Origin of the sequence: Alkalihalobacillus sp. R86527 (assembly GCF_042466185.1) — a bacterium.
Lineage (GTDB): Bacteria > Bacillota > Bacilli > Bacillales > Guptibacillaceae > Guptibacillus.
On the sequence record NZ_JAXHBW010000001.1, the window covers coordinates 3,633,476 to 3,657,815 of the forward strand.

Genomic DNA, 24,340 nt, shown 5'->3' on the forward strand with positions numbered 1-24,340 from the left:
GTACATTATTAAGCTGATTGATACACGATGTAAATGTTACTTAATTTAAGTGAGACTTTTGAACTAATTGCCCAACCAAGGAGACTATAGACCTAGAAATTCGCATTTCTTGAAGTTACCAAAGGTTTTAGTTGTCATCACCTTTCATCAATGCGTTTTGTCATATATAATCAATTAAGATTGTTAAACATTAAACAAAGGGTGTTTCCTATGAGTATATTAACCGTGAAAAACCTTACTCACGGCTTCGGTGACCGAGCAATATTTGATGATGTATCGTTTCGTCTTCTAAAAGGCGAACACATTGGACTAATTGGTGCCAATGGTGAAGGGAAGTCTACCTTCATGAACATAATTACTGGTAAACTTGAGCCTGATGAAGGAACTGTCGAATGGTCAAAAAATGCAAGAGTTGGGTATCTTGATCAACATACAGTATTAGAAAGAGGTATGACGATTCGCGACGCTTTAAAAGGCGCTTTTCAATACCTATTCGATTATGAAACAGAAATGAATGAGCTCTTCGCAAAGATGGGCGATGCTTCTCCTGATGAGTTAGAAAAACTCATGGAAGATACCGGTACATTACAAGACGTGCTAACGAACAACGACTTTTACGTCATCGATGCAAAGGTTGAAGAAATCGCGCGGGGACTTGGGCTTGATGAGATCGGACTGGAAAAAGACGTCCAAGATTTAAGTGGAGGACAAAGAACGAAAGTACTTCTTGCTAAGCTTCTGCTTGAAAAGCCTGAAATCCTTCTTCTTGATGAGCCTACAAACTATCTTGATGAACAGCACATCATATGGCTTAAGCGCTACTTAAAAGAGTATGAGAATGCGTTCATCCTAATCTCACATGATATTCCATTCTTAAATAGTGTTATTAACCTTATTTATCACATGGAGAATCAAGAATTAACAAGGTATGTAGGCGACTACGATAATTTCCTTGAAGTCTATGAAGTAAGAAAACAACAATTGGAGTCTGCTTATAAGAAACAACAGCAAGAAATCTCTCAGCTGAAAGATTTTGTCGCACGAAACAAAGCTCGTGTAGCGACGCGTAACATGGCGATGTCCCGTCAGAAGAAACTGGATAAGATGGACGTCATCGAACTTGCAAAAGAAAAACCAAAGCCTGAATTTAACTTCAAGCAAGCGAGGGCATCAGGTAAATTGATTTTCGAAACGAATGATCTTGTGATTGGTTACGACGAACCACTTTCACGTCCTCTTAATTTATCTATGGAACGCGGGCAGAAGATTGCACTTATGGGTGCCAACGGTATTGGTAAAACCACTCTACTCAAGAGTATTCTTGGTGAAATCAAGCCAATCAACGGATCAGTTGAAAAAGGGGATTACCTTTACATTGGCTATTTTGAACAGGAAATTAAAACGAAAACAAACAATACATGTATAGAAGAAGTGTGGAGGGAATTTCCTCACTACAGCCAAGCCCAAATTCGAGCAGCATTAGCTAAATGTGGCCTTACAACCAAGCACATCGAAAGTAAGGTAGAAGTTCTGAGTGGTGGAGAAAAAGCAAAAGTTCGACTATGTAAACTGATGAATAATGAATCGAACCTCCTTGTACTCGATGAGCCTACGAACCACCTTGACGTTGAAGCGAAAGCAGAATTGAAACGTGCTCTACAGGCATATAAAGGGAGCATCATCCTGATTTCTCACGAACCTGAATTTTATCAGGATGTTGCAACTGACGTTTGGAATTGCGAAGACTGGACGACGAAATTAGTATAATTCATCGGACGAGACTTATCTCTTATAAAGGGATAAGTCTTTTTTATGTGTTCAGTGAAAGACACCTGAGATCATTCGAGTACAACACTCTATTTCCGTGGAAATATTCTATTATTCGATCCTAATCGACTCATATTCCCTGACTATTCTGCACGAATTACAATCCTTTACATTCCTTTACTCAAGCGTTAAACTGTATTTCATGATTTTATTTACCTAGGTAACTATTTTAACGGAGGGCTTTATGATAACAACTAATGACATCTTTCATTCTCTTAATCAAAAAATGCGCTTCATTATTAAAGAAGCGAACGATAAACTTAACGAATTCAATTTATATACCTCCCAATGGGCTATTCTTTACTGCCTGGATCAGTTTGGACCTATGAAGCAAACTGACATATGGAAATATTTAAATGTTGAAGCCCCTACTACCACGCGTACGATTACTCGAATGGAAAGCAACAACTGGATCAAGCGTTCTGAGGGGGAAGACAAACGCGAGCGTATCGTTTGCTTAACTGAATATGCACAATCGAAACTTCCTGAAATTAAAGCATCGATCTTCGAAATGGAAGAATCGTTGCTGCATGGTTTGTCTCAAGATGATCAAGAACAATTCATGACCCTTCTAAATAAGATTGGGTCAGAGAAAGAAGTGGTTACACATGGCTAACAAACGCCCTATTTGGTCAAAAAGTTTTATTAATATCTTTGTGAGCAATTTATTTATCTTTGTTGTTTTTTACGCTCTGCTAACTCTATTACCTATTTATGTAACAGATGCGATGGGTGGAACGGAGTCTCAAGCCGGCTTAATTATTACGATCTTTCTATTATCAGCAATCTTCGTTCGTCCCTTTTCTGGTAGATTGATTGACCGATTCGGAAAAAAGAAAATGCTTGTCATTAGTGCCGGTATGTTTGGTATTGCTACGTTTCTATATCCAATAACTGATCAATACATTCCACTTCTATTCCTTCGTTTTTTCCATGGAATGTGGTTTAGTATCGTCACGACAGCAGCTGGTGCGATAGCTGCAGATTCCATACCGCGAGAACGACGTGGTGAAGGACTCGGTTATTTCGCAATGAGTATGAATGTAGCCGTTGTCGCAGGTCCTTTTCTTGCATTGACGCTACTCCAGTTCGTTTCTTACCTCTCGATCTTCTTAGTCCTTAGCGGCATTATGATTATAGGTTTATTCTGTACGATTTGGGTCAAAACGATCGAGCCTGAAACGATCAAAAAGAAAAGCTTAACGATGGAAGACTTATTTGAACGTCGTGTATTTCCTATCGCAATGGTAGGTCTATTTCTAGCATTCTCATACGCCAGCGTGATTTCATATATATCGTTATATGCAAAATCACTAGGACTTCTTGATGCTGCAGGTTTCTTCTTTGCAGTTTTTGCTGTTGCAATGCTTGTCTCTAGACCATTTACCGGAAGAATGTTCGATACACTCGGACCAAATACCGTTATCAAACCAGCTTTCATGCTATATGCTCTCGGACTTTTAACCCTGAGCTTTACAGGTACATCATGGATGCTGCTTGTTGCAGGTGGCCTTATTGGGCTCGGCTATGGTTCTATCGTGCCCAGCTTTCAGACCCTTGCAATCCAAGCTGCTCCAGAATCGAGAAGCGCTCATGCGACAGCAACCTTTTTCACACTATTTGATATCGGCATAGCTACAGGATCATACGTTCTTGGACTGGTTGTCCATTCACTTGGTTATTCAAAATTGTACCTCTTCCTTTCTGTTTTCGTAGCAGGCATTTTAGTCCTTTATCAGTGGATTTCAAAACGTAAACCAACAGAAAAACAGCTTCAATCCCAAGCAAATTATTAAGAAATAGTTACCATAACGTGTTAATGGGTTGAAGTACTCAGAAAAAATAGCTATTATTGGGGAATCTAATTTTTCTGAGAGAGAGTTGACAACCATGAGTGTAATCGAAGAAATAAATTCCATTTTATGGGGACCCATAATGATTTCACTTCTTTTAGGAACCGGACTATTCTTTACGATCAGACTTGGTTTCATCCAATTCACCGGACTAAAAGAAGGATTTCGCCAAACATTTGGCCCCCTCTTTTCTAAAAAGAAGAAAGAAGGAATTTCATCCTATCAGGCCTTATCTACTGCAATCGCAGCGCAAGTTGGCACAGGAAACTTAGCAGGTGTCGCTACCGCAATTGCGGCAGGAGGTCCTGGTGCAATATTCTGGATGTGGATTTCTTCTTTTCTAGGTATGGCCACTATTTTTGCTGAAGCTGTCTTGGCACAAAAATTCCGTAAAAAAGAAAATGGCGTCGTCAAAGGTGGACCTGCCTACTATATTCGTGATGGACTTGGTAGTAAGAAGCTAGCAGTATTTTTCGCCATCGCCATTATTGCAGCGCTTGGCTTTGTCGGGAACATGGTTCAATCAAACTCGATTGCCGACGCCTTTCATACCGCCTTTAATATCCCCCCACTACTGATCGGGATTATCGTTGCGATTCTAATTGGACTAATCCTACTTGGTGGAATAAAGCGAATCGCCACGTTTGCAGGAAATGTAGTTCCAGTAATGGCTCTTCTCTATATTATCGGAGCAATGGCAATTCTAATCTTAAACATTGATCTCGTACTTCCAGCGTTGTCTCTAATCGTCGAGTCAGCTTTCACACCTGAATCTGCAGGCGGAGGAGTACTCGGGGCTTCCATTAAGGAAGCCATCAGATACGGAGTTGCACGAGGATTATTTTCGAACGAAGCCGGAATGGGGTCTACCCCACACGCACACGCGGTTGCAAATGTGAAACACCCCGCTGAACAAGGTTTTGTTGCGATGGTCGGTGTTCTAATCGACACGGTCATTATCTGTACTGCAACGGCACTCGTCATCCTCGTTACAGAAGGCGCTGGATCTAATTTAACTGGAATTGAGCTTACACAAGCTAGCTTTTCGAGCGGACTTGGTAGCTTCGGTATCTATTTTATTGCATTCAGCCTATTGTTCTTTAGTTTCACGACAATTCTAGGCTGGGCTTACTTTGGTGAAACGAATGTGAACTTCTTATTCGGAGAGAAAGGTGTACCCATTTATCGCGGGCTCGTCCTTTTATTCATAATCGGGGGTACCGTGCTTAACGTTCCTTTCGTATGGCAACTTGCCGATACGTTCAACGCTTTTATGGTGCTTCCTAACTTAATCGCGCTGATTGCACTAAGCGGCATTGTGAAGAAAGCATATAAAGAAATTAAGCCTTGATCCTATAAGCCATAACGCAAAAAAAATCGCTAACCTTTCCAGGAGGTTAGCGTTTTTTTGTTAAAGATGTGCGTTGATATTTAAGCTTTTTAAAACAATCTCTTCCTCGGAAACATCTACAACATTTATTCCCGTATTGTCTTGAAAAATCTTACGATAGTTAGTAAACGGCATCCCAAGTACCCCTGCTAGGAAGAAACGAATCGTATTATTATGAGCAACAACAAGGATTGTATCCTCTGGATGCTTTATAGCCATCTCTTTAAAGAAATCAGATGCTCTTTCATACATCTCTTTGGCTGTTTCTCCTGTTCTACCAGCTCTCGTTTCCCATGGATTAGCCATCCAGCTATGCCAGGACTCTGGGTCTTCAGCGATGAAGTCTATCTTTGCTCTACCTTCCCACTCCCCGAAGTCTCCTTCAAAAATACGTTCATCGGATTGAACAGTTAGATGCAGATCGCCGAGAATGAGTTCTGCTGTATCACGCGCTCTAATTAAGGGAGAAGCATAAGCAGCATCAAAGCGCACATTCTTTAAGAAGTTGCCTGCATTGACCGCCTGCTTTCTACCAAGAGAAGATAATCCTATATCCGTTCGTCCGCAGTATAGATCTCCAGCTGCGTTCCATTCACTTTCTCCGTGTCTGACGAGATAAATACGCGTCATTCTTCAAATCCTCCTATGTTAACCTGCGCCTTCAATAGGCTTTATACAGCTCCAGTGTGCCAAATCTTTCGGTCGTTTCGCCATTTCGATTGAGACATAAATCGTCTCATTCTCAAGGGCTCCAACGCCCTTCAGATTTAAGCGGCCCACTTCCGCTTTTATTATTATGTAGGGCTATTCTTCATCATGCAAGTCACAAAGGAATCCGCCAGCAATTTACTGGCGGACTTAACTTACTGAACTGCCTGAAGCCCTGCCTGGTTCAAGAAGTTCCAAGGCTTATTAAAGTGTGGTTGGAAGAAGAAATCTACGAACCCCAGATCATCTACTGTCATGTTATTTTGAATACATACAGACAGTGTATTCACAGATTGAGTAACATCGGCTTTTGAAATGACCTGAGCTCCAACAATGCGGCGACTCTCTTCTTCATATACAACTTTTAACGTGATCACTTCATAGTCTGGCATAAATTCAGGACGATTGTTTTCTTTTATTGTGATTGCTTTCACATTCATACCCGTACGAATCGCCGCTTTCTCAGTTAACCCAGTTGATGCCATACTGTGGTCAAAAAGATGCAAGCCTGAGGTTCCCTGTGTTCCCATATACTTGATCGTTGGTTTCATGATATTCCTACCTACTAGCGTTCCCATTCGTACAGCATTTGTTGCTAGAGGGATATAAGCATGCTCACCAGTAGGGTTATATTTAATCGCACAGCTGTCTCCTGCTGCGAAAATATCTTTATTACTTGTTCTCATATACTCATCTACGATGATAGCCCCGTTATCCAACATTTGCACCTGTCCTTTTACAAGCTCAGTGTTCGGTCGAAAGCCTACACAAAGAATAACGAGATCAGTACTATATTCACCCATGTTTGTATAAACCCTCGTTACTTTACCGCCATTCCCTTCGAAACGTGTTACTGTTTCGTTTAGCGCAAGACTGATTCCCTTTGTTTTGAAATCCTCTTCGATAACGTCTGTGAACTCCGGATCCAAATATTTGCTCAAAATACGATCTTCACCATCGATAAGCGTCACTTCTTTTCCGTACTTCTGAAAAGCTTCTACAAGTTCAACACCTATATAACCAGCCCCAATGACTGTAACACGTTCTGCATTCGCTGCTCGTTCAATAATTTTGTTAGCCTGGTTATAGTTCTTTGATAGAAGAATGTTATCAAGTTCTATTCCTTCAATTGGAGGAACCACAGGCCAAGAACCTGTTGCCATGACGAGCTTATCAAATTCATCCTCAAGCTGCTCACCAGTTTCTAAGTTTCTCACTTTAATTGTCTTTTGATCTGAATCTATAGAAAGCACTTCATGCTTCATTTTCATGGTAACACCCATATTTTCTAACTGGTCAGGAGAAGAGTAGAATAATCCTTTAGGGTCTTTCACAACGCCACCAACATACAGTGCTATGCCACACGATAAGAACGAGACATTATCGTTACGTTCGTAAACCGTAACCTCTGCTTCAGGATAGAGATTTGCTATATTTGAAACAGATGCTGTTCCAGCATGTGTACAACCTACTACTGCTACTTTCATAGATATTCCTCCTGCACATGTGAAATTATTCACATGTATGTTATCAGTTATGTGAAGTGATTCACAATTAACTGTAACCTTAGTATATTCCAGGATTGATGATTTCGCAATCACCATGCTCACTGTTTCACAAATCATTCACTTTTAGTAAATACCCTCCCTCCTTACCCATACTTGTTTTGATGATCCTTCTTTTTCTCTAAGTATTCTTCATCCGTTCTGACAATTTTCCACGTTTCTTCAAAGATTCTTGCTGATTCAGCTTTCTCTTCATCTATTTGCCTTTCTTTAACCTCACCATCCTCATTATACTTTTTTCCACCTTTGTAATTCGCATAGCGTCGAGACCTTGTATAGCCCATCTGAATGAACTTTCTAGACATATCCATTCCTACGAAATCATCATTTTTCTTATACTCTTCAAACATTTGATAGATTTTCTCTGAAGATTCTTTAGCAATCTCAGGAGTCTTAAATCTCCAGTGTGGCAAGATTTCACTTTTGTATGGTTCCACTAACAAGACTCCCTGCTCTCCTCTTCCTACCCTATACTTCTCTGGACTTTCACGAAAATCTATCTTTTTAAAGTCACTATCATAATCAAAACTCATTTTAATGACCTCCTCTTGCATTACTTTTCCCATTTAAAGAGAGAAGGTAACCAGTTTCAGCCTATCATGCAGGTTTTAAGTTTCAAACAAACGTTTGATTGAATCAAAAAAGACGCCCGTAACGCTACGGACGTCTCGTTCTTTATTCGTGTGATGACTCCTCAACCATTTCCTTTAGATCAGCCAGGTTTTCACCCTTAAACTGTTCTCCATCTACGAAAAGTGTTGGTGTCTCGCTCACATTTAATTCTTCTGCATACCTTAAATCTTCATCAACAGCATTTCTTCCGGATCCATCTTGAAAAGCCTTCATAACTTCTTCCGTTTTTTCTTCACTCACTAATCCATTAAGTGTTTTCTCAAGAAATTCATCCGTATAGATATCTTGTTTCACAGCTTTTGAATTCTTAGGTTGTTCATCAAACATCACATGGTGAAATTGCCAGAATACATCGTTCCCAAGCACTTGATAGACAACTTCAGAAAACCTCGCTGCTCGCTTTGAGTCTTCATGAATAACAGGGTAATGGACATAGTAGAATGTCACTTTACCCGTAGCTATAAGCTCCTCTTGTATTTGAGATAAGAAGCTTCCATTAAACTCTTTACAAGCAGGACATTTGTAATCTCCGAATTCAATGATTTCAACAGGTGCGGATGCTTTCCCGAGACTCGGCTGTTGATCAAGATTAAAGCTATCAGCCTCTGATGATCCTTTTGAAACAATAAAGATGATGAGACCAATCAAAGTAATCCCTACTGCCCACACTATTGGTCTTCGGATCGACCACTTCATCTTGCCACTCTCCTGTTAGTCTCTTGATTCTACTTTCTGACTTGTTATTTCAATCGTCCAGCCTTTCTTCTTTAAGAAGTCCCAAAGACTCAATGGACCACCGCCTCCTAGAATCAATGAAAATGCCATTGCCAAAAGAGCAATGTCCAGCTCATAACCACCTAGCATTCCTGTTGACCGCTTCACTGTAAGTAGCGCACCGATAAGTATGATAGAGAATAGCACGCCCACAACACGAGTTCCAAAGCCAAGAATCATTAACACACCACCGGTCAATTCAATGATTCCTACTACATAAGCAAGAAACCCTGATAATCCAATTGTTTCAAAGAAAGCTACTGTATTTTCAATTCCGTCCGAAAACTTAAAGAACCCATGAGAGAAAAATAGGATTCCAAGAGCAAGTCGAATTATTACTAACCCAATATGGGGGTAGGTCTTCATTATCGTTCCTCCCCAAGATATATTTTGACATCGTTCGACATATCTATTTATATCAAAGGTATCATAGCCAGATTGCTTATTGCAAAGCTATTTAGGTATTCATTGCTTTTCTTGACGAATCATCGTAGCATTTCTAATAATTTGATTGATTACCTCTGAAAAGACGAGCCCAACAGCAATCGATCCGGAGATCATGAATGCTTTCGCTGCTAGATTGATCGCCGTATTATAATCATTTTGCACAAAATGCCTCATCGCATCATATGCAAGACCACCAGGGACAAGAGGGATAATACCTGCAACACTAAAAATAATCACAGGTGTTCTATATACCTTCGCAAATATTTGACTAATTACAGCTATGAAAAAGGATGCGGTTACGGTAGCGATGACTGCATCGATTCCAGATCTCTCCATTAGAAAATAAATAACCCAACCACTCATGCCGACCAATCCACCTTTTAATAAAGAGGATTTAGGGGCGTTAAACATCACACCAAAACCGGTGCTTGCAATAAAGCTTGTAATAAGCTGTGCAACGAACGTCATCAACTTTCTTCCCTCCTATAAGAATGACACGACAACTGCTATCCCAGCTCCGATTGCGAAAGCAGTCAGAAACGCCTCTGCCCCTTTCGAAAGCCCAGATATAAGATGTCCTGCCATCAAATCGCGTACAGCATTCGTTATCAACAGCCCTGGAACGAGCGGCATAACAGATCCAATTATAATTTTATCTAGCTGAGTCCCTAATCCTGTATACACAAAGAATACAGCCATCAGTCCAATAACAAACGATGCTAGAAACTCTGAGAAAAACTTTATAGGAACAAGTCGATTAAACCATGTCACGCTAAAAAAGCCTCCTCCACCTGCTAAAACAGCAGGGAAAAAGTCATCCCAGCTTCCCTGAAACATGATAAGAAAACATCCACTAGCTATAGCAGCAGCAACTAATTGCACTCGAAATGTATATCGCTCTGATTGTTTGTCTAGTTTCTGAAGCTCGTAGTAAGCTTCTTGTATAGAAAGGTCTCCACCACTGATCTTTCTTGAAATACTGTTCACCATTGCGACTTTATGGAGATCGGTCGTGCGTTCTAGAATACGTATTAACTGTGTTTTTGATGGCTCTGGTCCTTCTACTGTGAAGAATATACCTGTTGGCGTAACATAACTATCCGAATCGGCAGCACCATAGGCTTCAGCTATTCTTCTCATCGTGTCTTCAACGCGATACGTTTCTCCGCCGTTCTGGAGCATAACCTTGCCAGCGAGTAGACACACTTGAATGACCTCGTACGTATTTAAATGTTGTTTTTCCATGAATTTCTCCTGACACGTTTTAAAATCACTCTATTTAACACTTAGTTTATATGAACAGTATATTCCTTATCAAATCCCTCTGTATACAGAAGGATTTGATGATAGAAAACAAAAAGCAAGCGCAGGTGGTCACCTGCGCTGTTAATTCGATACTCTCTGCATTTGAGTATAAATGGACATATAGGTATTCGATTCTTCAATTTTGCCCATTTCTCTGTACACTTTCGTTAGCCATTGGACAGGCGTAGGATCAGTTGGGTGCATTTCCATTTCCCAATCAAAACATTTGATCGCTTCATCATACTGACTTAGTTTGTGATAGAGCTTTCCTAGTTGAAATTGTTTATCTGGATCATCCTGTATCTCTGCCATCGTCTGAATAGTCGTCAAAATAGGGAGGTCTTTATTGTCCTCGTACAATGGCTTGAGCCAATCGAAGACAAAGTCGATATCGTACCGTTCAAGAAGTTTCGGTACCAAAGTTTGAAGTAGTAAAGGAAGATGTCGGCGATTTTCTTGTACGCACAAACATTTTTGTAAAAGCGTGAGTTCGATAGCGTCCATATCGGTTTCTAGATCTTGAAACGCTTCTATCATTTGTTCACATTCTTTTTCTGTGATTTCATCTTGTCGTGATGCGAGTAAATTTATAGCTTCAGTGGTTTTCTTTAATTCAATTAGGGATTGAAAGACCTGTTTACGGAGAACATTTAAATGTGGCGCTTCGGAGTACATATTCCACAAAAGGAGCGCTCGTTCATGATTGGAAAGAGGAAAATCAATGGCAGGAAGTGATTGTTCATTCTGATTATGTGAGGATTGGAGGTACATCTTTAAAGTCAGAGCAGAATGATCGATCTTTCGACCATCACGTTTATATAGGGAATCGAGGTATGTCTTGTTAGATGCTAAATCTTTATATGCATTTATTTCTGCGTATAGAGGATCGGCTTCATGAAGCTCTCGTCCTCCCCATTCATAGATCGATTTCACTTTTTGAAATTCTAACTGATTGGACAGTTCTTGGGCCCATTTCGTTGAGAAGTCTGCGTATAAAGCCACCATAAGGATTTGGAATGCAAGACGAAGCTGGCCGTTTCTTCTATATTCATAAAAGTACTTTCTTTGTAATTGCATGATTTTTTCTTTTGGAAGAAAGGAGTCGAAATAGGAAAAGATAAAAACTACTTCTTGAGGAGAATACTTTTTTTGAATGTTTTGTAAGACGTGTTTCGTGGACTTCAAAACAATAGTGTGAGGTTCAAGGAATTTCGTTATCAATGGATGTGGGGCATTGAGGACAATACCATCCTGAAAGGCTTTTTCTATGAGGGATCCAGACTGTACTTCTATACTTTTACCAGTGATAAAATCGTTTTGATAAAAGAATAGATAAAATTTACTACCGTTCGCCTTCACCGTCTTGAGAATCTTCATTCTATGATGAATCGCCATACGTTCGATACGTAATTGGACAGGCTTGTGATTCGAGATGAGTGTGACGCTTTGTTTTTGCTCGATCATTCAAATCCCTCCGGGCAGAGCTGATTTTATTACTACCCTTATTCTACCATTCAAATGTCTAAGAGAAAAGCACGCTAAGAAATGCTTCGTTCACCATTCCTTTATTTGGATAAAGTTTTGATGTTAGTTTTTCTAACATGATTTCTAGAATATTTTCTCTTTAGCATGTATAATAGGATTTTGTATTTCAGAAAAGTCAACTCAAACTATCTGAAAAGTTAAATTTTTATAAAAAATTCCAGTAACTGAGTTAGTTTTTACTTCATAATGGGAAGATGGGTAATATAGCATATTCTTCTCAAAATCTAATATATAGGGGGAAATACATATGGATCTTTTAGAATCAATTGTATCCGCCGGAAACACGCTCGTCTGGTCGAACGTCTTGATCTTCGTCCTCATTGGCGTAGGACTGTATTTCACGATTCGCTCACGATTTGTGCAATTCCGTCTTTTCGGTGAAATGTTCCATGTCCTTGCAGAAAAGGACACGATGAAAGGTAGAAAGAAATCGGTCTCCAGTTTGCAAGCATTCTTCATTAGTACAGCATCACGTGTTGGTACTGGTAACCTTGCAGGTGTTGCTTCTGCTGTAAGTATCGGTGGTCCAGGTGCAGTATTCTGGATGTGGCTGATCGCATTACTAGGTGCGGCAAGTGGTTTTGTTGAAAGTACCCTTGCTCAAATTTATAAAGTCCGTGATGGAGACGACTTCCGCGGTGGTCCTGCTTACTATATGCAGCGTGCCCTTAAGGCGAGATGGCTTGGGATTATCTTCGCCGTTCTCATCACATTTAGTTTCGGTCTCGTCTTTAACTCTGTACAATCAAACACGATTGCACTTGCATTCGAAAATTCCTTTGACGTCAACCGTTGGGTTCTAGGCGCAATTCTTACTGTAGCAACTGCAATCATCATTTTCGGCGGTGTTCGCCGAATTGCTGTTGTTTCGCAAATTATCGTTCCGATCATGGCTGGAATTTATGTTCTTGTTGCGGCATACGTATTGATCGTTAATTTCGCTCAGGTTCCAGACATGTTCGCACTCATCTTCCAACATGCCTTTGGACTTAAAGAAGTGACTGGTGGTGGTGTTGGTGCAGCCATGATGCTTGGAATTAAACGTGGGCTATTCTCAAACGAAGCTGGTATGGGTAGTGCGCCAAACGCCGCTGCTACTGCCGATGTATCACACCCGGTCAAACAAGGTCTTATTCAAGCACTCGGCGTATTCGTCGATACTTTATTAATCGCTACTGCTACTGCATTTATGATTTTGATGTCTGATGGATATGTTGATTCTAAACTTGATGGTGTACAGCTAACCCAGGAAGCGATGAACCAACACCTTGGTGGCGGTGCCGGTATATTCGTAGCCATCGCAGTCTTACTATTTGCCTTTAGTTCGATTATCGGGAACTACTACTATGGTGAAACGAATATTGAATTTATCAAATCTAGTCCAACAGCTAAATTCATCTATCGACTCGCTGTTCTCGGTATGGTTATGTTTGGAGCGAATGCCGGATTTGGAATCGTTTGGAGCATGGCCGATCTTTCAATGGGACTCATGGCATTACTTAACTTAATCGTCATTGCGCTCATTGGTAAAGTTGCTTTCGTTGCCTTGAAAGATTACCGCGATCAACGAAGAGCCGGACAAGATCCTCAGTTCTATAAAGATACGATTAAAGGGCTAGAATCCGACATCTGGACAGATAATCCAGTAAAAGATAAGTCTAACTAACGATTTTTTACCCTCTGACGAATTAGCCAGTTTCGCTAATCTCTTCAGAGGGTATTTTTGTTTATAAGTTAATCTTTGAAAGGAGCGTGTTTTACAATGAGTAATAACAAAGGTTTGAGCGACAAAGTAAAAGGTGCCGTTTCTAAGGCAAAGGGTGAAGTGAAGGACCAGGTAGGAAACGCAAAGGATGACGCTCAACTTCAGGAAGAAGGAAAACGAGATAAATCGAAAGGTGAATACCAAGAGCGCACTGGAGAAGTGAAAGACCGAAACAATAAATAGCAAAGAATGCGGGGATATTTACCCGCATTCTTTTTTTTAGGATAAGGAACGCACAAACTCCTCCACTACCTTATTAAATCGCTCAGGTTCTTCAAGAAATGGACAATGGCAACTATTTGTGAAAATTTCAAGTTTTGAATGAGGGATTTCTTTATTTAAATGCTCTCCTGCTGCAATAGGGATTAATTTTTCTTCCTTCCCAAAACATAAAAGTGTCGGGATAGAAATTTCATTAAGATAAGGACGACAATCCACGATCGATTGGTCGAATAAGATTGCGCTAGCGATTGATGCAGGAAGTTTGGTCGTCTCTTCAAGCATCCATTCTAACTCTTCATCCGGAACTTCATCTTTGAACATTAATGGTAGAAATCCCTTCAGTAATCCCCTCTGGTCGGTTTGAATTTGTTGCATCATACCAGTTAAAGCCGGGAGATCAAATGCACCGATTTCAAAGTCAGGCCATTTAAAATCAGATGCCAGCTCATCTACGATAACGGTTCCTTTTAATCCTTCTTCACCAAACTGGTGAATGTATTCCCAAATAACAAAAGCCCCCATCGACCAGCCGACTAGAGTAACGTCTCTTAGATCTAGCTTCTGTATAAATTGTCTCAGGTCCTTTGCATAGGTTGCCACAGTGTGACCAGAATCAGAATGTGTAGATTGTCCATGCCCTCTAAGGTCTAGGGAGATTGCTCGATACTTCTGTCTAAAGTACGGAAGTTGTTTCTTAAAGAAACGACTGCTCATCCAAACGCCATGGATAAAAATTATTGGGCTTCCCATCCCGACATCTTCATAGTACAGCTCTACGCCATCTTCAAGTTTCATTAACGCCATATACACTGCCTCCCTACAGCTCTCATTCACTCTCTAGATTGATTGGATTCACTTAACAATTTACGCTCAACCTACTTAAAACATTCTCTATTCCTTTCGACACAAATCGATTGGTACCTGTCACTCAATTTGGTAGAATACGAATCAAAAGGAGGAATAACAATGGGGATACTCAGCGGTTTCATGGGTAACGCTTCGACAATGGATAAAGGTGAGGTCAAGAAAGAACTCTCGAACATCCTTTCAGAAACAGAAGAAGTCAATGCGGCATTCAAGCTTTTGCGTGACTTAATCGTATTCACAGATAAGCGCCTACTGTTTGTAGATAAACAAGGGATGACCGGGAAGAAAATTGAGTACCATTCCGTCCTTTATAAGAGCATCTCACACTTCTCTATTGAAACTGCGGGACACTTCGATCTAGATGCTGAATTAAAAATCTGGATATCAGGATCTCAGGCACCAACAGTTTCAAAGCAATTCAAGAAAGATGATAGCATTTATGATGTACAAAAGATTCTCGCGGAATTATGCGGATAACAGTAAATTCTTCAAAAGAAAGCAGGCCAGCGAATGGTCTGCTTTCTTTTTACGCACTTTCATTATCTGAACGTTTTCCCTGACACCTCTTCCATTAACTCACAGAACTGATCCCACGTTTTTGGATATGCATTCGAGCCATGCTTTTCAATAACTTTATCGTCTGTTTGTATCTCTACGGACCAAGAAGTGCCATCTAATATTGGTTGTTCTGGTTGGTAATCTTTCTTCCACCTCAAAACATTTGTGGATTGTAGGGAATCTATAGAATGAAGGTTTTCATAGATTGTGTTAATCGTTATAGGGTCCTCCCCCATTGAATTTTCCCACTCCAAGTAGGTTACTTCACCTGTCTTCAATACCCACTCAACTTGATAGCTACAACCAAAGAACCCACCTACATACGCTTTGACCTTATTGATTTTGCGATAAGCATGTGCCACCGCTTCGTCTCTTGACCATTCAAACTCACAACTCTTACAGTGATATTCTTTGTTCAGTGTGGGAAGAGAACCACCTCCTAATAAGACTTCTCCTCTTTCCACTTGAGGCAATACATCACGTGTAGGCATACCATATATGATTCTCGCCGATTGCTTTGATCCACAAACCGGGCAAACGCTGTACTTAATTGTCATCGAACCACTCCTCGTCATTCTACCTAGAATTTATCCTCACTTTATCACAATTGTTAAATTAAGGAATGTATTTATTCACCGTCTGTTTTCCCTCGCTGATGAAAAGCAGTATAATGAAAAGAAACCGCTCTATTATTCGACATTCTTCGATACAATACGGGTGGTGACAGGTACCAATATCAGGAGGCTTTACGATGTTTGAATTGCTACTTACGATGCTTGAGCGTCTTGGGATTATCGTAACGATTGCGTTTGTGTTAACGCGCTTTCGCTTTTTTAGAGAAATGATTTACAATGAGCGTCTTGCTCGGAAGCAGCAGTACGTTGCGATTGGCTTCTTTGGGTTCTTTGGCATCATTGGTACATATACAGGATTAACGTTCAACACCGAGTCATTTCAGTTCAATGCATGGCCTCTTGGCGTGTCTTCAGATGAAGCAATTGCGAACTCTAGGGTGATTGGGGTTGTTCTGGCTGGACTACTTGGAGGCTATCGTGTAGGAATCGGTGCAGGTCTTATCGCAGGTGCCCACCGTTATTTTCTCGGAGGCTTTACCGCTCTCGCTTGTGGGCTAGCAGCAATCATCGCAGGATTAATCTCAGGGGCCCTACATAAACGAAACCGTCATGTGAAACTTCAATCAGCTTTTCTGATTGGAGCTGGTGCAGAAGCAGTCCAAATGATGGTCATACTCGGACTATCAAAACCATTCGAGAACGCATTAGCACTCGTAGAAGTGATTGGTCTACCAATGATATTAGCAAATGGCATAGGGTGCGCATTATTCTTACTGATCATTAAGAACGTGGTGAATGAAGAGGAAAAAGCAGGTGCTCTTCAAGCGCAGAAAACACTCCGTATCGCAGACCAAACGCTTGGCTATTTACGAAAAGGACTTACAACGAGTTCGGCAGCTGAAGTATGTCGTATTCTCCATCGAGAAGTTGAGGGCAGCGCGGTAGCTATTACGGACAAAACTCATATTCTAAGCCATGTTGGCATGGGGGACGATCACCATCAAGCTGAAAATACGATTCAAACAAGTATCACAAGAGATGTGATTCAAGATGGAGAAATGATGATTGCAAACGATCAAACGATTCATTGTGCTGACAAAGACTGTCCTCTTGGTGCCGCAATCGTCGCTCCATTAAAGCAACGAGGGGAGACAATTGGAACATTGAAATTTTATTTTCAATCTGAAAAAGAGATTACGAATGTCATCACAGAACTCGTTACTGGTCTAAGCGTTCTCTTGAGTAACCAGCTAGAAATAGCTGAAGCCGATAAAGCCTATCAGCTCGCGAAGGAAGCTGAGATCAAAGCGTTGCAGGCTCAAATTAGTCCGCACTTTTTATTCAACTCTCTGAACACGATCGTCTCTCTAGTGAGAACGGAGCCAGCAAAAGCACGGAAGCTTTTACTATCCCTATCCCATTTTCTTAGACAAAACTTGTCTGGCACGACAGCGAATATGACTACCCTTAATCAAGAATTAAAACATGTAAAAGCATACCTTGAAGTGGAGGAAGCGCGCTTCGTGGACAGGCTTCGTGTAAACTATGATATAGAAGAGCACACACTATATAGAAAGCTTCCACCACTGACTTTACAACCGATCGTTGAGAATGCGATCAAACACGGTATAAAGAATAAAAACACAAACTGCATCGTCGAGATCAGCATTACCTGCCAACAACAAGAAACTCTTGTTAGTGTGAAAGATAACGGTGAAGGGATTTCACCAGAGAGACTGAAAGAGATCGGCAAAGCCCCTCTAGATTCTGAAAGCGGAACAGGTCTCGGGCTTTATAACGTTAACCGCCGTCTCACAATGCTCTATGGGGATCGTGCTGGTCTTCAGATTACTAGTGAACAAGACAATGGAACGACAGTCCGCTTTTTGATTCCATCTATGGAGGAGTAACAAATGAATGTAATTAAAACATTAGTTGTCGATGATGAACGATATAGTCGTGAAGAACTCGTCCACCTTCTTGGTGATTTTAACTTGATAGACATTACGGGTGAGGCAGACTCAGGACAAGAAGCTGTCGTCAAAGCAATACAGCTTCAACCTGATGTTGTTTTCTTGGATGTGGAAATGCCTGGCATGAATGGGATGGATGCTGCTAAAGCGCTTCTAGAACTGAAAAAGCCCCCTTTCATCGTTTTTGCAACAGCTTATCCTGAATTTGCAGCTGAAGCATTCCGTTATGAAGCGGTAGATTATTTGTTGAAGCCTTATGATGAACAGCAGCTCGCCCAAACCGTGCAACGTCTGGAGAAACTGACTTCTTCTACAAATAAAGAATCATCGCCTCAAATAACAAATGGGAAGCTATCTATTGAAACAGATGGGGAAATCCATTATATCGATCCAACCGATATTCTTTATATTTGCCGTGACGATCGAGTTTCTCGCATCATTCTTAAACTCAATGCGTTCGAAGTCAAAATGACTCTGAAAGAATTAGAAAACCGACTATCTACTTATCCTTTCTTCCGCATTCATAAAAGCTATATCGTCAACCTTACGTACGTTTCTAGGCTGACACCCTGGTTTAATGGGGCTTATCAACTTGAGCTAGATGGAGTCGATGATAAGCTCGCTGTCAGTCGAAATTATGTGAAGTCTCTTCGCTCGAGGCTTGAGTTATAAACGTGCATGTTAAACGCTTTCACATACATCTTACCCACCTTTTTCTACATCTTGTCCAAATCCCCCCCACTCTTGCCCAATCTTTCCTATAATTTATGTAAACGCATACAAGGAACGGAAAGGTAGGAGTTAACATGATTACATTTCTAGTAGGTATAGCACTTCTAGTAATAGGCTACTTCACGTATGGAAAGTTTGTTGAAAAAACGTTCGGAGTAAACGGTGCAAGACATACACCTGCATATACACATCAAGATGGTGTCGATTATCTTCCAATGAACACACCGAAAAATTCACTGATTCAGCTATTGAATATAGCAGGAGTAGGTCCAATTTTCGGCCCAATCCTCGGGGCACTTTATGGTCCAGTCGCTTTCATATGGATTGTTTTTGGGTGTATTTTTGCCGGGGCAGTGCATGACTATTTAACAGGTATGATTTCGATTAGAAACCGTGGCGCTCACTTACCAGAGCTCGCTGGGAAGTTTCTAGGAAAAGTTATGAAACATGTTGTAAACGCATTCGCAGTACTCCTTCTATTGTTAACGGGTACAGTATTCGTTACCGCACCAGCAGGACTTCTAAACAACATGATGAACGGCTGGGCAACGATGGGGCTCATTCTAGGAGCTATTTTTATATACTATATTATCGCTACCCTATTACCGATCGATAAGATAATCGGACGCTTTTATCCTATCTTTGGCGCACTTCTACTTATTAGTGCACTTGGAGTTGGGGCTGGACTTGTATTTACAGGCGCGCCGATCCCTGAAATCAGCCTTTCTAACTTACACCCAGACAGCGCACCAATCTTCCCACTGTTATTCTTAACGATTTCTTGTGGTGCACTTTCAGGCTTCCATGCGACACAGACACCTATTATTTCGCGAACGACACAAAGCGAAAAACAAGGACGTCGTATCTTCTATGGCATGATGATTGCAGAAGGTATTATCGCTATGATCTGGGCGGCAGCTGCTATGAGTCTATTTAACGGACCAGTTGGATTGAACGAGCTACTTGCAAACGGTGGTCCTGCTGCGATTGTAAGTGAAGCTTCCACTCTTATGCTCGGTGCGATCGGTGGAACACTTGCAGTGCTTGGTGTTATCGTACTACCAATTACTTCTGGCGATACAGCATTTCGTAGTGCTCGTATGATTATTGCGGACTACTTCAAGTACTCTCAGAAAAAGATTGCGAATCGTCTATGGATCGCACTACCGCTATTCGCAGTCGCATTTGCTCTAACAAAAATCGATTTCACGTTGCTCTGGCGCTACTTCTCTTGGGCAAACCAATCAACAGCAATGATTGCCTTATGGGTCGGTGCGATGTATCTATTTATCGCTAAGAAAAACTACTGGATCGCAATTATTCCGGCAGTATTCATCACAATGGCGACTACAACGTATATCTTGAATGCACCTATTGGATTTAGCTTGCCACTTAACGTTGCCTATATCGGTGCAACGATCATCACGATCAGTGTCATCATCACCTTCTTCTACGCCGCTCGTAAACAACGTGCAGCTAATATTCCATTAGAAGAAGACATAACCGGATGGGACAGTGTTGCGTAATGGGTTGCTGCAACCCTAAATACAGAGAAACAGTCAATGAAGAGGAACAAAGAATCAACACGAACGGCAAACAAACCCTTCCTCTCGTAGGAAAAGTTGTTCTCGTTAGCATCTTCCTGTTCGGATTAACACTGATCGGACTATTGTAACGAAAGCCCGCTGGCAAACGCCAGCGGGCTTTCTTAATTTGAAAAACGACTAGGTCGAACGCTTCACCTATTTCTTTCATATTCTATTAGAACAATGGGAAGGTATCCTCTCCCTGCTATCCGTTCAATTACTACTAGAAATGAGGAGAAGCATGTCCTTTTATGAAGAATTCACTAACAACATTGATAAATGTGTGAAGATCCTTTGTCACGACGGTCATGTTTATCACGGCTATATTGATCAAGTAGATGAAACTCATGTTTATCTACGCCCTCTCGGTAGTAAGCAGAAGGAATCAGAAGATACGAGTTACTTCTTTCTTGGAGCTGCCCTAATCTCAGTTCCCTTTACTGCAATCGATGATATTTCGTTTAATCCCTTCCATTATTGGTAAAGTAAACTACTAACTTAACATAATAAAACGCTCAGCATCTGAGCGTTTTAAACGTGGCTCTCACTCACTTTTTTCTCAAACATAGCAAGCTCCATCAGCTTCCCGCTCGGACCTTTTTCAGTTACTGTTTTGACCCTTCTGAAGCCATTCTTCTCTAATAATGAAATTGAGCGTTCATGATTTTTATGCGTATAGGCCTCAATTGTTTCAAGTCCCATTGCATGAAATCCATATTTAAGAACTTCTTTGAGAGCTTCAGTCATCAGCCCTTTTCCAGTATTGCCTGGATGAAGTCCATAACCTAGCTCACCTTTTCTTCCGTCACTAGAAAGATTCCATAATGAAATCGTCCCAATAACAGCGTTTGTTGAAGCATCTGTAATCGCCCAGATCACCCAGTTATTCTCCTCAACACCCGTATTCATCTTTTTAATGAATTGGCGGCTGTCTTCGAGGGTCTGGTGTTCAAGCATATCAACATATGGAAAATGCTCTTTATTACAATGATAATTATAAATAGGAGCTACGTCACTCTCAGATAGTTTCCTAAGGCATAACCGGTTAGTATGCAAAACTGGAAAAGGGTGAAAATTATGTGGGGTCACTAGTGTTCATCCTTCCTTTTGGTAAATTACTGCTGTGAACATTGGAATATAGGCTATGGTAATAAGTCTCGTGTCCAAGCACTTTAATGGTTTGTCCATATACTATTATAGATAAACCGGGAGTGTGAGACCATGCCTTGTATAATTAAAGGACCAGTTATCATTGAGAACAATAGTGGTACCGTTGTCCAATGCGCTCATACGATTTCCCCTATCTCTGCTAGTAAAACAGTTACAGGATCAGGCGGAGGTAATACGGGTTCATTTATGATCGTCAATAATTTCATTAGTATTACTGTTAAATATAAGTAGCCTCATTATAACTTATAAATCTTATCATTCCTCCCCAATCGTCACGCACGATTGGGGAGTTTTATTTTGTAACGGATTCGCTCTACCATCTCGATGTGAGATAATAAACAGAGTACCTATTACATAACGAGGTGAAATAATGGAGAAATTATTCTACGGAAACGATGAAAACCAATTTGGGGAGTTACGCATCCCAGAAGGCGATGGCCCCCATCCAGTTGCTGTCGTGATTCACGGTGGGTTTTGGAGAGAACCTTTCAAACTTGATCAAATGCGCAATGTTGCTGAGGCATTGACTGCCAAGGGTATCGCGACTTGGAACATTGAGTATCGCAGAGTGTCAGATCGAGGGAGATCATGGCCTGACACACTAACAGATGCTGCTAAAGCATGCGATCATCTCTACTCCCTTAAGGAAAAGTACACACTTGATTTGAGCAAAGTGATTACGATTGGTCATTCTGCAGGAGGACACCTTGCGACATGGTTAGCTGCTAGACATAAGATTAGTAGCGAAAGTCCACTTTATTCAGATCAACCTCTTCCAATCGCAGGCGTTATTAGTCTTGCTGGCGTAACGGACCTTGAAATGATGCATGATGTGCACGAATACCGAGATGAGACCTTATCACTCGCACCGAACAATCCTACTGCCGATTTGATAGGTGGCTCTCCAAAGGAATTTCCTGAACGATACAAACACGCATCCCCTATCGAGCTACTTCCTTTAGATGTGCATCAAGTACTCATCCATGGAGCGCTAGATATTCATGTACCAATCGGAATCAGTAGCCAGTACCATAGAGAGGCTCAGGAATCAGGAGACTTTGTGAAACTAGTAGAACTCCCGCAAGCAGAACATTTCATGCTGACAAATACGACTTCCTCAGCGTGGGAATTAGTGATGGAAGAAGTAGAGCTACTGTTTTTATCAATACAATAAACACCTTAATGTCAGGAAAGGTACAAAAGGAACACCCTTTCCTGATTTCAAACAAACGTTTGATTAACGATTTAGAACTGATCCACACGACACCAGGAGGATCACATTCTACATGCGTAGTTTGCAGAACATGCTGAACAGAAATGCCCCCCTCTCTACCCTTGAGGAAGTTAATCAACCGTTTCCTACTTTCACACCTTTAACACTATAAAGAAAGGGAAGTAGATTTTTTCTACTTCCCTTTCAAACAAACGTTTGATTAACACTCTTCACTTTTGTTAAACAGACTTCTTTTCACAGTGAAAGAAGGAGCTTACATCAACTTTTTCTTCTTATACAATTCCGATATACGACATCAATATTCCAACCACAGTCGCGATAAATGGAATGAGTAATCCAACAAAGAAAATATCTTTATAAGAATCTTTGTGGGTTAAACCGGTAATGGCGAACACCGTCAATAATGCTCCATTGTGCGGAAGGATGGATGCACCAGATGCTACCGCCGTGATACGGTGTAGAATCTCAGGATTCATACCCATATCCATCGCTTGCTGATAGTAATCAGACCCAAGAGCGTTTAAAGTAATGTTCATTCCGCCTGAAGCAGAACCGGTAATCATTGCGAGTAATTGAGTGGCTAAGGCATCAGAGATAACAAGCCCGCCTTTTATGTTCAACAGCGCTTCTTTAATCGCTGGAAAAGCAGGGGAAGCTTGTACGACAGCACCGAAACCTACTGCTGCGCCTGTATTTACAACCGCTGTTACGGCCCCTTTCGCTCCATCATTCAAAGCCGTGATGAACTCATGGAATGCTTTCCAATTCAGAATAATCGTTAAAATAATTCCGATTAACAACGCAATCAGCATGTCTACGTTGAAGATATTAATAAGTAATACAACACAGATCAATGGCAAGAACGATAAAAAGACATTTGGATCGTACCCTTCGCTTTCAGTCCCCGTTTTGCTTTGCGGCTCAGTAAAGCCCTCACCTGCTTTGGTAAGTTTATTAGCTCGGTACGAAAGATAAAAATAACCGCCTACAGCCATGATCAATCCGGTTACAACGCCCATGATCGGCGCGGCCATCATCGTTGTATCAAAGTATTCAGTTGGAATATAGTTTTGTACTTGTGCTGTACCTGGTAAAGCGGTCATCGTAAATGTGAACGCACCAAGTACAATCGTCCCCGGGATCACTTTTCGGCTGATATCTGCCTCTCTGAACAAATTGATGGCAAGTGGATACATGACGAATACGACAACAAATAGACTAACACCACCATAAGTCAGAATCGCAGCTCCCAAAAGCACCCCTAAAATCGCTCGTTCTTTCCCGACAATTCTAGATAAAAAGCTTGCGACTTTCCGTGCGCTTCCCGTAACTTCCATAAGCTTTCCGAAAATAGCTCCAAATAAGAAGATCGGGAAGAAATCTTTCGCGAATGTTGAAAACCCGGTCATGAAATCAGAGGTGAACGCTTCTAGAATATCCATGCCGGAAAGAATCGCTACAATAGAAGCAGCAATCGGAGCAATCCACAGAATCGACCATCCTAAGTAAGCCATGATCATAAGGGAAACAAGTCCAATAATGATTGCAAACATCTCTATACCTCCTTTGATAATAATTATGAACAAAACAACGTTTGACAAAAATCGACAT

The 24,340-nt window shown here is 41.0% G+C and carries 26 protein-coding genes; 14 read left to right on the forward strand and 12 right to left on the reverse strand.

Annotated elements, in window-relative coordinates; translation table 11 throughout:
• Positions 1 to 210 precede the first annotated feature (210 nt).
• The 4 genes from SJY16_RS19030 (at position 211) to SJY16_RS19045 (ending at position 5,031) form a co-directional block, all read left to right on the forward strand.
• On the forward strand, positions 211 to 1,767 hold the full coding sequence (locus SJY16_RS19030) for an ABC-F family ATP-binding cassette domain-containing protein (protein WP_377891637.1): 1,557 nt from the start codon (positions 211 to 213) through the stop codon (positions 1,765 to 1,767).
• 244 nt (positions 1,768 to 2,011) lie between these two features.
• Positions 2,012 to 2,443, forward strand: a complete 432-nt coding sequence (locus tag SJY16_RS19035; protein WP_377891639.1) for a MarR family winged helix-turn-helix transcriptional regulator — start codon at positions 2,012 to 2,014, stop codon at positions 2,441 to 2,443.
• Positions 2,436 to 3,623, forward strand: coding sequence for an MFS transporter (locus tag SJY16_RS19040; protein WP_377891641.1), 1,188 nt, complete (start codon positions 2,436 to 2,438; stop codon positions 3,621 to 3,623). Before SJY16_RS19035 ends, SJY16_RS19040 begins: the two co-directional genes overlap by 8 nt.
• Before the next feature lie 139 nt (positions 3,624 to 3,762).
• A complete protein-coding gene (locus SJY16_RS19045; protein WP_377891643.1) occupies positions 3,763 to 5,031 on the forward strand; it encodes an alanine/glycine:cation symporter family protein in 1,269 nt (422 codons plus the stop codon).
• A 60-nt stretch (positions 5,032 to 5,091) separates the two neighbouring features.
• Here SJY16_RS19045 and SJY16_RS19050 read toward each other — a convergent pair whose 3' ends face one another.
• The 8 genes from SJY16_RS19050 to SJY16_RS19085 form a co-directional block, all read right to left on the reverse strand.
• Positions 5,092 to 5,700: a histidine phosphatase family protein gene (locus tag SJY16_RS19050; RefSeq protein WP_377891645.1), complete on the reverse strand. Its 609-nt coding sequence runs from the start codon at positions 5,698 to 5,700 to the stop codon at positions 5,092 to 5,094.
• Positions 5,701 to 5,933: 233 nt separating this feature from the next.
• Positions 5,934 to 7,265, reverse strand: coding sequence for an FAD-dependent oxidoreductase (locus SJY16_RS19055; RefSeq protein ID WP_377891647.1), 1,332 nt, complete (start codon positions 7,263 to 7,265; stop codon positions 5,934 to 5,936).
• Between the two features lie 164 nt (positions 7,266 to 7,429).
• Positions 7,430 to 7,876, reverse strand: a complete 447-nt coding sequence (locus tag SJY16_RS19060) for a DUF4385 domain-containing protein (protein WP_377891649.1) — start codon at positions 7,874 to 7,876, stop codon at positions 7,430 to 7,432.
• Between the two features lie 142 nt (positions 7,877 to 8,018).
• Positions 8,019 to 8,672, reverse strand: a complete 654-nt coding sequence (locus SJY16_RS19065; protein ID WP_377891651.1) for a DsbA family protein — start codon at positions 8,670 to 8,672, stop codon at positions 8,019 to 8,021.
• A gap of 15 nt (positions 8,673 to 8,687) precedes the next feature.
• Positions 8,688 to 9,116: a DoxX family protein gene (locus SJY16_RS19070; protein WP_377891653.1), complete on the reverse strand. Its 429-nt coding sequence runs from the start codon at positions 9,114 to 9,116 to the stop codon at positions 8,688 to 8,690.
• A gap of 99 nt (positions 9,117 to 9,215) precedes the next feature.
• A complete protein-coding gene (locus SJY16_RS19075) occupies positions 9,216 to 9,665 on the reverse strand; it encodes a threonine/serine exporter family protein (protein ID WP_377892345.1) in 450 nt (149 codons plus the stop codon).
• A gap of 15 nt (positions 9,666 to 9,680) precedes the next feature.
• Positions 9,681 to 10,442 (reverse strand): threonine/serine exporter family protein, encoded by a 762-nt coding sequence (locus SJY16_RS19080; protein WP_377891655.1) that lies wholly within the window; start codon positions 10,440 to 10,442, stop codon positions 9,681 to 9,683.
• A 141-nt stretch (positions 10,443 to 10,583) separates the two neighbouring features.
• Entirely contained in the window at positions 10,584 to 11,966 is a 1,383-nt protein-coding gene (locus tag SJY16_RS19085) for a tetratricopeptide repeat protein (RefSeq protein WP_377891657.1), read from the reverse strand.
• 328 nt (positions 11,967 to 12,294) lie between these two features.
• Between SJY16_RS19085 and SJY16_RS19090 the strand changes: the two genes are divergently transcribed.
• Together SJY16_RS19090 and SJY16_RS19095 are read left to right on the forward strand one after the other, a co-directional pair.
• A complete protein-coding gene (locus SJY16_RS19090) occupies positions 12,295 to 13,713 on the forward strand; it encodes an alanine/glycine:cation symporter family protein (protein WP_377891659.1) in 1,419 nt (472 codons plus the stop codon).
• 96 nt (positions 13,714 to 13,809) lie between these two features.
• Entirely contained in the window at positions 13,810 to 13,995 is a 186-nt protein-coding gene (locus SJY16_RS19095; RefSeq protein ID WP_377891660.1) for a CsbD family protein, read from the forward strand.
• A gap of 36 nt (positions 13,996 to 14,031) precedes the next feature.
• Here the strand turns inward: SJY16_RS19095 and SJY16_RS19100 are convergent, their stop codons facing one another.
• The gene (locus tag SJY16_RS19100) at positions 14,032 to 14,838 is read right to left on the reverse strand and encodes an alpha/beta fold hydrolase (protein WP_377891661.1); all 807 of its coding nucleotides are present in this window, start codon (positions 14,836 to 14,838) and stop codon (positions 14,032 to 14,034) included.
• A gap of 162 nt (positions 14,839 to 15,000) precedes the next feature.
• Here SJY16_RS19100 and SJY16_RS19105 point away from each other — a divergent pair, with 162 nt between their 5' ends.
• Positions 15,001 to 15,378, forward strand: a complete 378-nt coding sequence (locus SJY16_RS19105) for a PH domain-containing protein (RefSeq protein ID WP_377891662.1) — start codon at positions 15,001 to 15,003, stop codon at positions 15,376 to 15,378.
• A 62-nt stretch (positions 15,379 to 15,440) separates the two neighbouring features.
• Here SJY16_RS19105 and SJY16_RS19110 read toward each other — a convergent pair whose 3' ends face one another.
• The gene (locus tag SJY16_RS19110; RefSeq protein WP_377891664.1) at positions 15,441 to 16,016 is read right to left on the reverse strand and encodes a hypothetical protein; all 576 of its coding nucleotides are present in this window, start codon (positions 16,014 to 16,016) and stop codon (positions 15,441 to 15,443) included.
• Positions 16,017 to 16,210: 194 nt separating this feature from the next.
• Here SJY16_RS19110 and SJY16_RS19115 point away from each other — a divergent pair, with 194 nt between their 5' ends.
• From SJY16_RS19115 to SJY16_RS19135, 5 genes are all read left to right on the forward strand, one after another.
• Entirely contained in the window at positions 16,211 to 17,944 is a 1,734-nt protein-coding gene (locus SJY16_RS19115; RefSeq protein WP_377891667.1) for a LytS/YhcK type 5TM receptor domain-containing protein, read from the forward strand.
• Between the two features lie 3 nt (positions 17,945 to 17,947).
• The gene (locus tag SJY16_RS19120; protein WP_377891670.1) at positions 17,948 to 18,679 is read left to right on the forward strand and encodes a LytR/AlgR family response regulator transcription factor; all 732 of its coding nucleotides are present in this window, start codon (positions 17,948 to 17,950) and stop codon (positions 18,677 to 18,679) included.
• A gap of 134 nt (positions 18,680 to 18,813) precedes the next feature.
• Positions 18,814 to 20,265: a carbon starvation CstA family protein gene (locus SJY16_RS19125; RefSeq protein WP_377891673.1), complete on the forward strand. Its 1,452-nt coding sequence runs from the start codon at positions 18,814 to 18,816 to the stop codon at positions 20,263 to 20,265.
• Positions 20,265 to 20,414 carry a hypothetical protein gene (locus SJY16_RS19130; RefSeq protein ID WP_377891675.1) on the forward strand — a complete coding sequence of 50 codons (150 nt, stop codon included), beginning with the start codon at positions 20,265 to 20,267 and terminating at the stop codon, positions 20,412 to 20,414. The genes SJY16_RS19125 and SJY16_RS19130 overlap by 1 nt, the downstream gene beginning before the upstream one ends.
• A gap of 152 nt (positions 20,415 to 20,566) precedes the next feature.
• Positions 20,567 to 20,809 carry a hypothetical protein gene (locus SJY16_RS19135; protein WP_377891678.1) on the forward strand — a complete coding sequence of 81 codons (243 nt, stop codon included), beginning with the start codon at positions 20,567 to 20,569 and terminating at the stop codon, positions 20,807 to 20,809.
• A 47-nt stretch (positions 20,810 to 20,856) separates the two neighbouring features.
• Here SJY16_RS19135 and SJY16_RS19140 read toward each other — a convergent pair whose 3' ends face one another.
• Positions 20,857 to 21,414, reverse strand: a complete 558-nt coding sequence (locus SJY16_RS19140) for a GNAT family N-acetyltransferase (RefSeq protein WP_377891680.1) — start codon at positions 21,412 to 21,414, stop codon at positions 20,857 to 20,859.
• A gap of 132 nt (positions 21,415 to 21,546) precedes the next feature.
• Here SJY16_RS19140 and SJY16_RS19145 point away from each other — a divergent pair, with 132 nt between their 5' ends.
• A complete protein-coding gene (locus SJY16_RS19145; RefSeq protein ID WP_377891683.1) occupies positions 21,547 to 21,726 on the forward strand; it encodes a spore germination protein in 180 nt (59 codons plus the stop codon).
• 139 nt (positions 21,727 to 21,865) lie between these two features.
• On the forward strand, positions 21,866 to 22,669 hold the full coding sequence (locus SJY16_RS19150; RefSeq protein ID WP_377891686.1) for an alpha/beta hydrolase family protein: 804 nt from the start codon (positions 21,866 to 21,868) through the stop codon (positions 22,667 to 22,669).
• Between the two features lie 332 nt (positions 22,670 to 23,001).
• Here SJY16_RS19150 and SJY16_RS19155 read toward each other — a convergent pair whose 3' ends face one another.
• Positions 23,002 to 24,282 (reverse strand): GntP family permease, encoded by a 1,281-nt coding sequence (locus SJY16_RS19155; RefSeq protein ID WP_377891689.1) that lies wholly within the window; start codon positions 24,280 to 24,282, stop codon positions 23,002 to 23,004.
• Positions 24,283 to 24,340: the final 58 nt, after the last annotated feature.

Coding starts and splice junctions, on each gene's coding strand:
- SJY16_RS19075 (WP_377892345.1), bottom strand. CDS start 9,665: ATGACGTTCGTTGCACAGCTTATTACAAGCTTTATTGCAAGCACCGGT.
- SJY16_RS19055 (WP_377891647.1), bottom strand. CDS start 7,265: ATGAAAGTAGCAGTAGTAGGTTGTACACATGCTGGAACAGCATCTGTT.
- SJY16_RS19105 (WP_377891662.1), top strand. CDS start 15,001: ATGGGGATACTCAGCGGTTTCATGGGTAACGCTTCGACAATGGATAAA.
- SJY16_RS19060 (WP_377891649.1), bottom strand. CDS start 7,876: ATGAGTTTTGATTATGATAGTGACTTTAAAAAGATAGATTTTCGTGAA.
- SJY16_RS19095 (WP_377891660.1), top strand. CDS start 13,810: ATGAGTAATAACAAAGGTTTGAGCGACAAAGTAAAAGGTGCCGTTTCT.
- SJY16_RS19110 (WP_377891664.1), bottom strand. CDS start 16,016: ATGACAATTAAGTACAGCGTTTGCCCGGTTTGTGGATCAAAGCAATCG.
- SJY16_RS19090 (WP_377891659.1), top strand. CDS start 12,295: ATGGATCTTTTAGAATCAATTGTATCCGCCGGAAACACGCTCGTCTGG.
- SJY16_RS19155 (WP_377891689.1), bottom strand. CDS start 24,282: ATGTTTGCAATCATTATTGGACTTGTTTCCCTTATGATCATGGCTTAC.
- SJY16_RS19100 (WP_377891661.1), bottom strand. CDS start 14,838: ATGGCGTTAATGAAACTTGAAGATGGCGTAGAGCTGTACTATGAAGAT.
- SJY16_RS19130 (WP_377891675.1), top strand. CDS start 20,265: ATGGGTTGCTGCAACCCTAAATACAGAGAAACAGTCAATGAAGAGGAA.
- SJY16_RS19040 (WP_377891641.1), top strand. CDS start 2,436: ATGGCTAACAAACGCCCTATTTGGTCAAAAAGTTTTATTAATATCTTT.
- SJY16_RS19070 (WP_377891653.1), bottom strand. CDS start 9,116: ATGAAGACCTACCCCCATATTGGGTTAGTAATAATTCGACTTGCTCTT.
- SJY16_RS19145 (WP_377891683.1), top strand. CDS start 21,547: ATGCCTTGTATAATTAAAGGACCAGTTATCATTGAGAACAATAGTGGT.
- SJY16_RS19085 (WP_377891657.1), bottom strand. CDS start 11,966: ATGATCGAGCAAAAACAAAGCGTCACACTCATCTCGAATCACAAGCCT.
- SJY16_RS19080 (WP_377891655.1), bottom strand. CDS start 10,442: ATGGAAAAACAACATTTAAATACGTACGAGGTCATTCAAGTGTGTCTA.
- SJY16_RS19050 (WP_377891645.1), bottom strand. CDS start 5,700: ATGACGCGTATTTATCTCGTCAGACACGGAGAAAGTGAATGGAACGCA.
- SJY16_RS19030 (WP_377891637.1), top strand. CDS start 211: ATGAGTATATTAACCGTGAAAAACCTTACTCACGGCTTCGGTGACCGA.
- SJY16_RS19125 (WP_377891673.1), top strand. CDS start 18,814: ATGATTACATTTCTAGTAGGTATAGCACTTCTAGTAATAGGCTACTTC.
- SJY16_RS19115 (WP_377891667.1), top strand. CDS start 16,211: ATGTTTGAATTGCTACTTACGATGCTTGAGCGTCTTGGGATTATCGTA.
- SJY16_RS19150 (WP_377891686.1), top strand. CDS start 21,866: ATGGAGAAATTATTCTACGGAAACGATGAAAACCAATTTGGGGAGTTA.
- SJY16_RS19035 (WP_377891639.1), top strand. CDS start 2,012: ATGATAACAACTAATGACATCTTTCATTCTCTTAATCAAAAAATGCGC.
- SJY16_RS19065 (WP_377891651.1), bottom strand. CDS start 8,672: ATGAAGTGGTCGATCCGAAGACCAATAGTGTGGGCAGTAGGGATTACT.
- SJY16_RS19120 (WP_377891670.1), top strand. CDS start 17,948: ATGAATGTAATTAAAACATTAGTTGTCGATGATGAACGATATAGTCGT.
- SJY16_RS19045 (WP_377891643.1), top strand. CDS start 3,763: ATGATTTCACTTCTTTTAGGAACCGGACTATTCTTTACGATCAGACTT.
- SJY16_RS19135 (WP_377891678.1), top strand. CDS start 20,567: ATGTCCTTTTATGAAGAATTCACTAACAACATTGATAAATGTGTGAAG.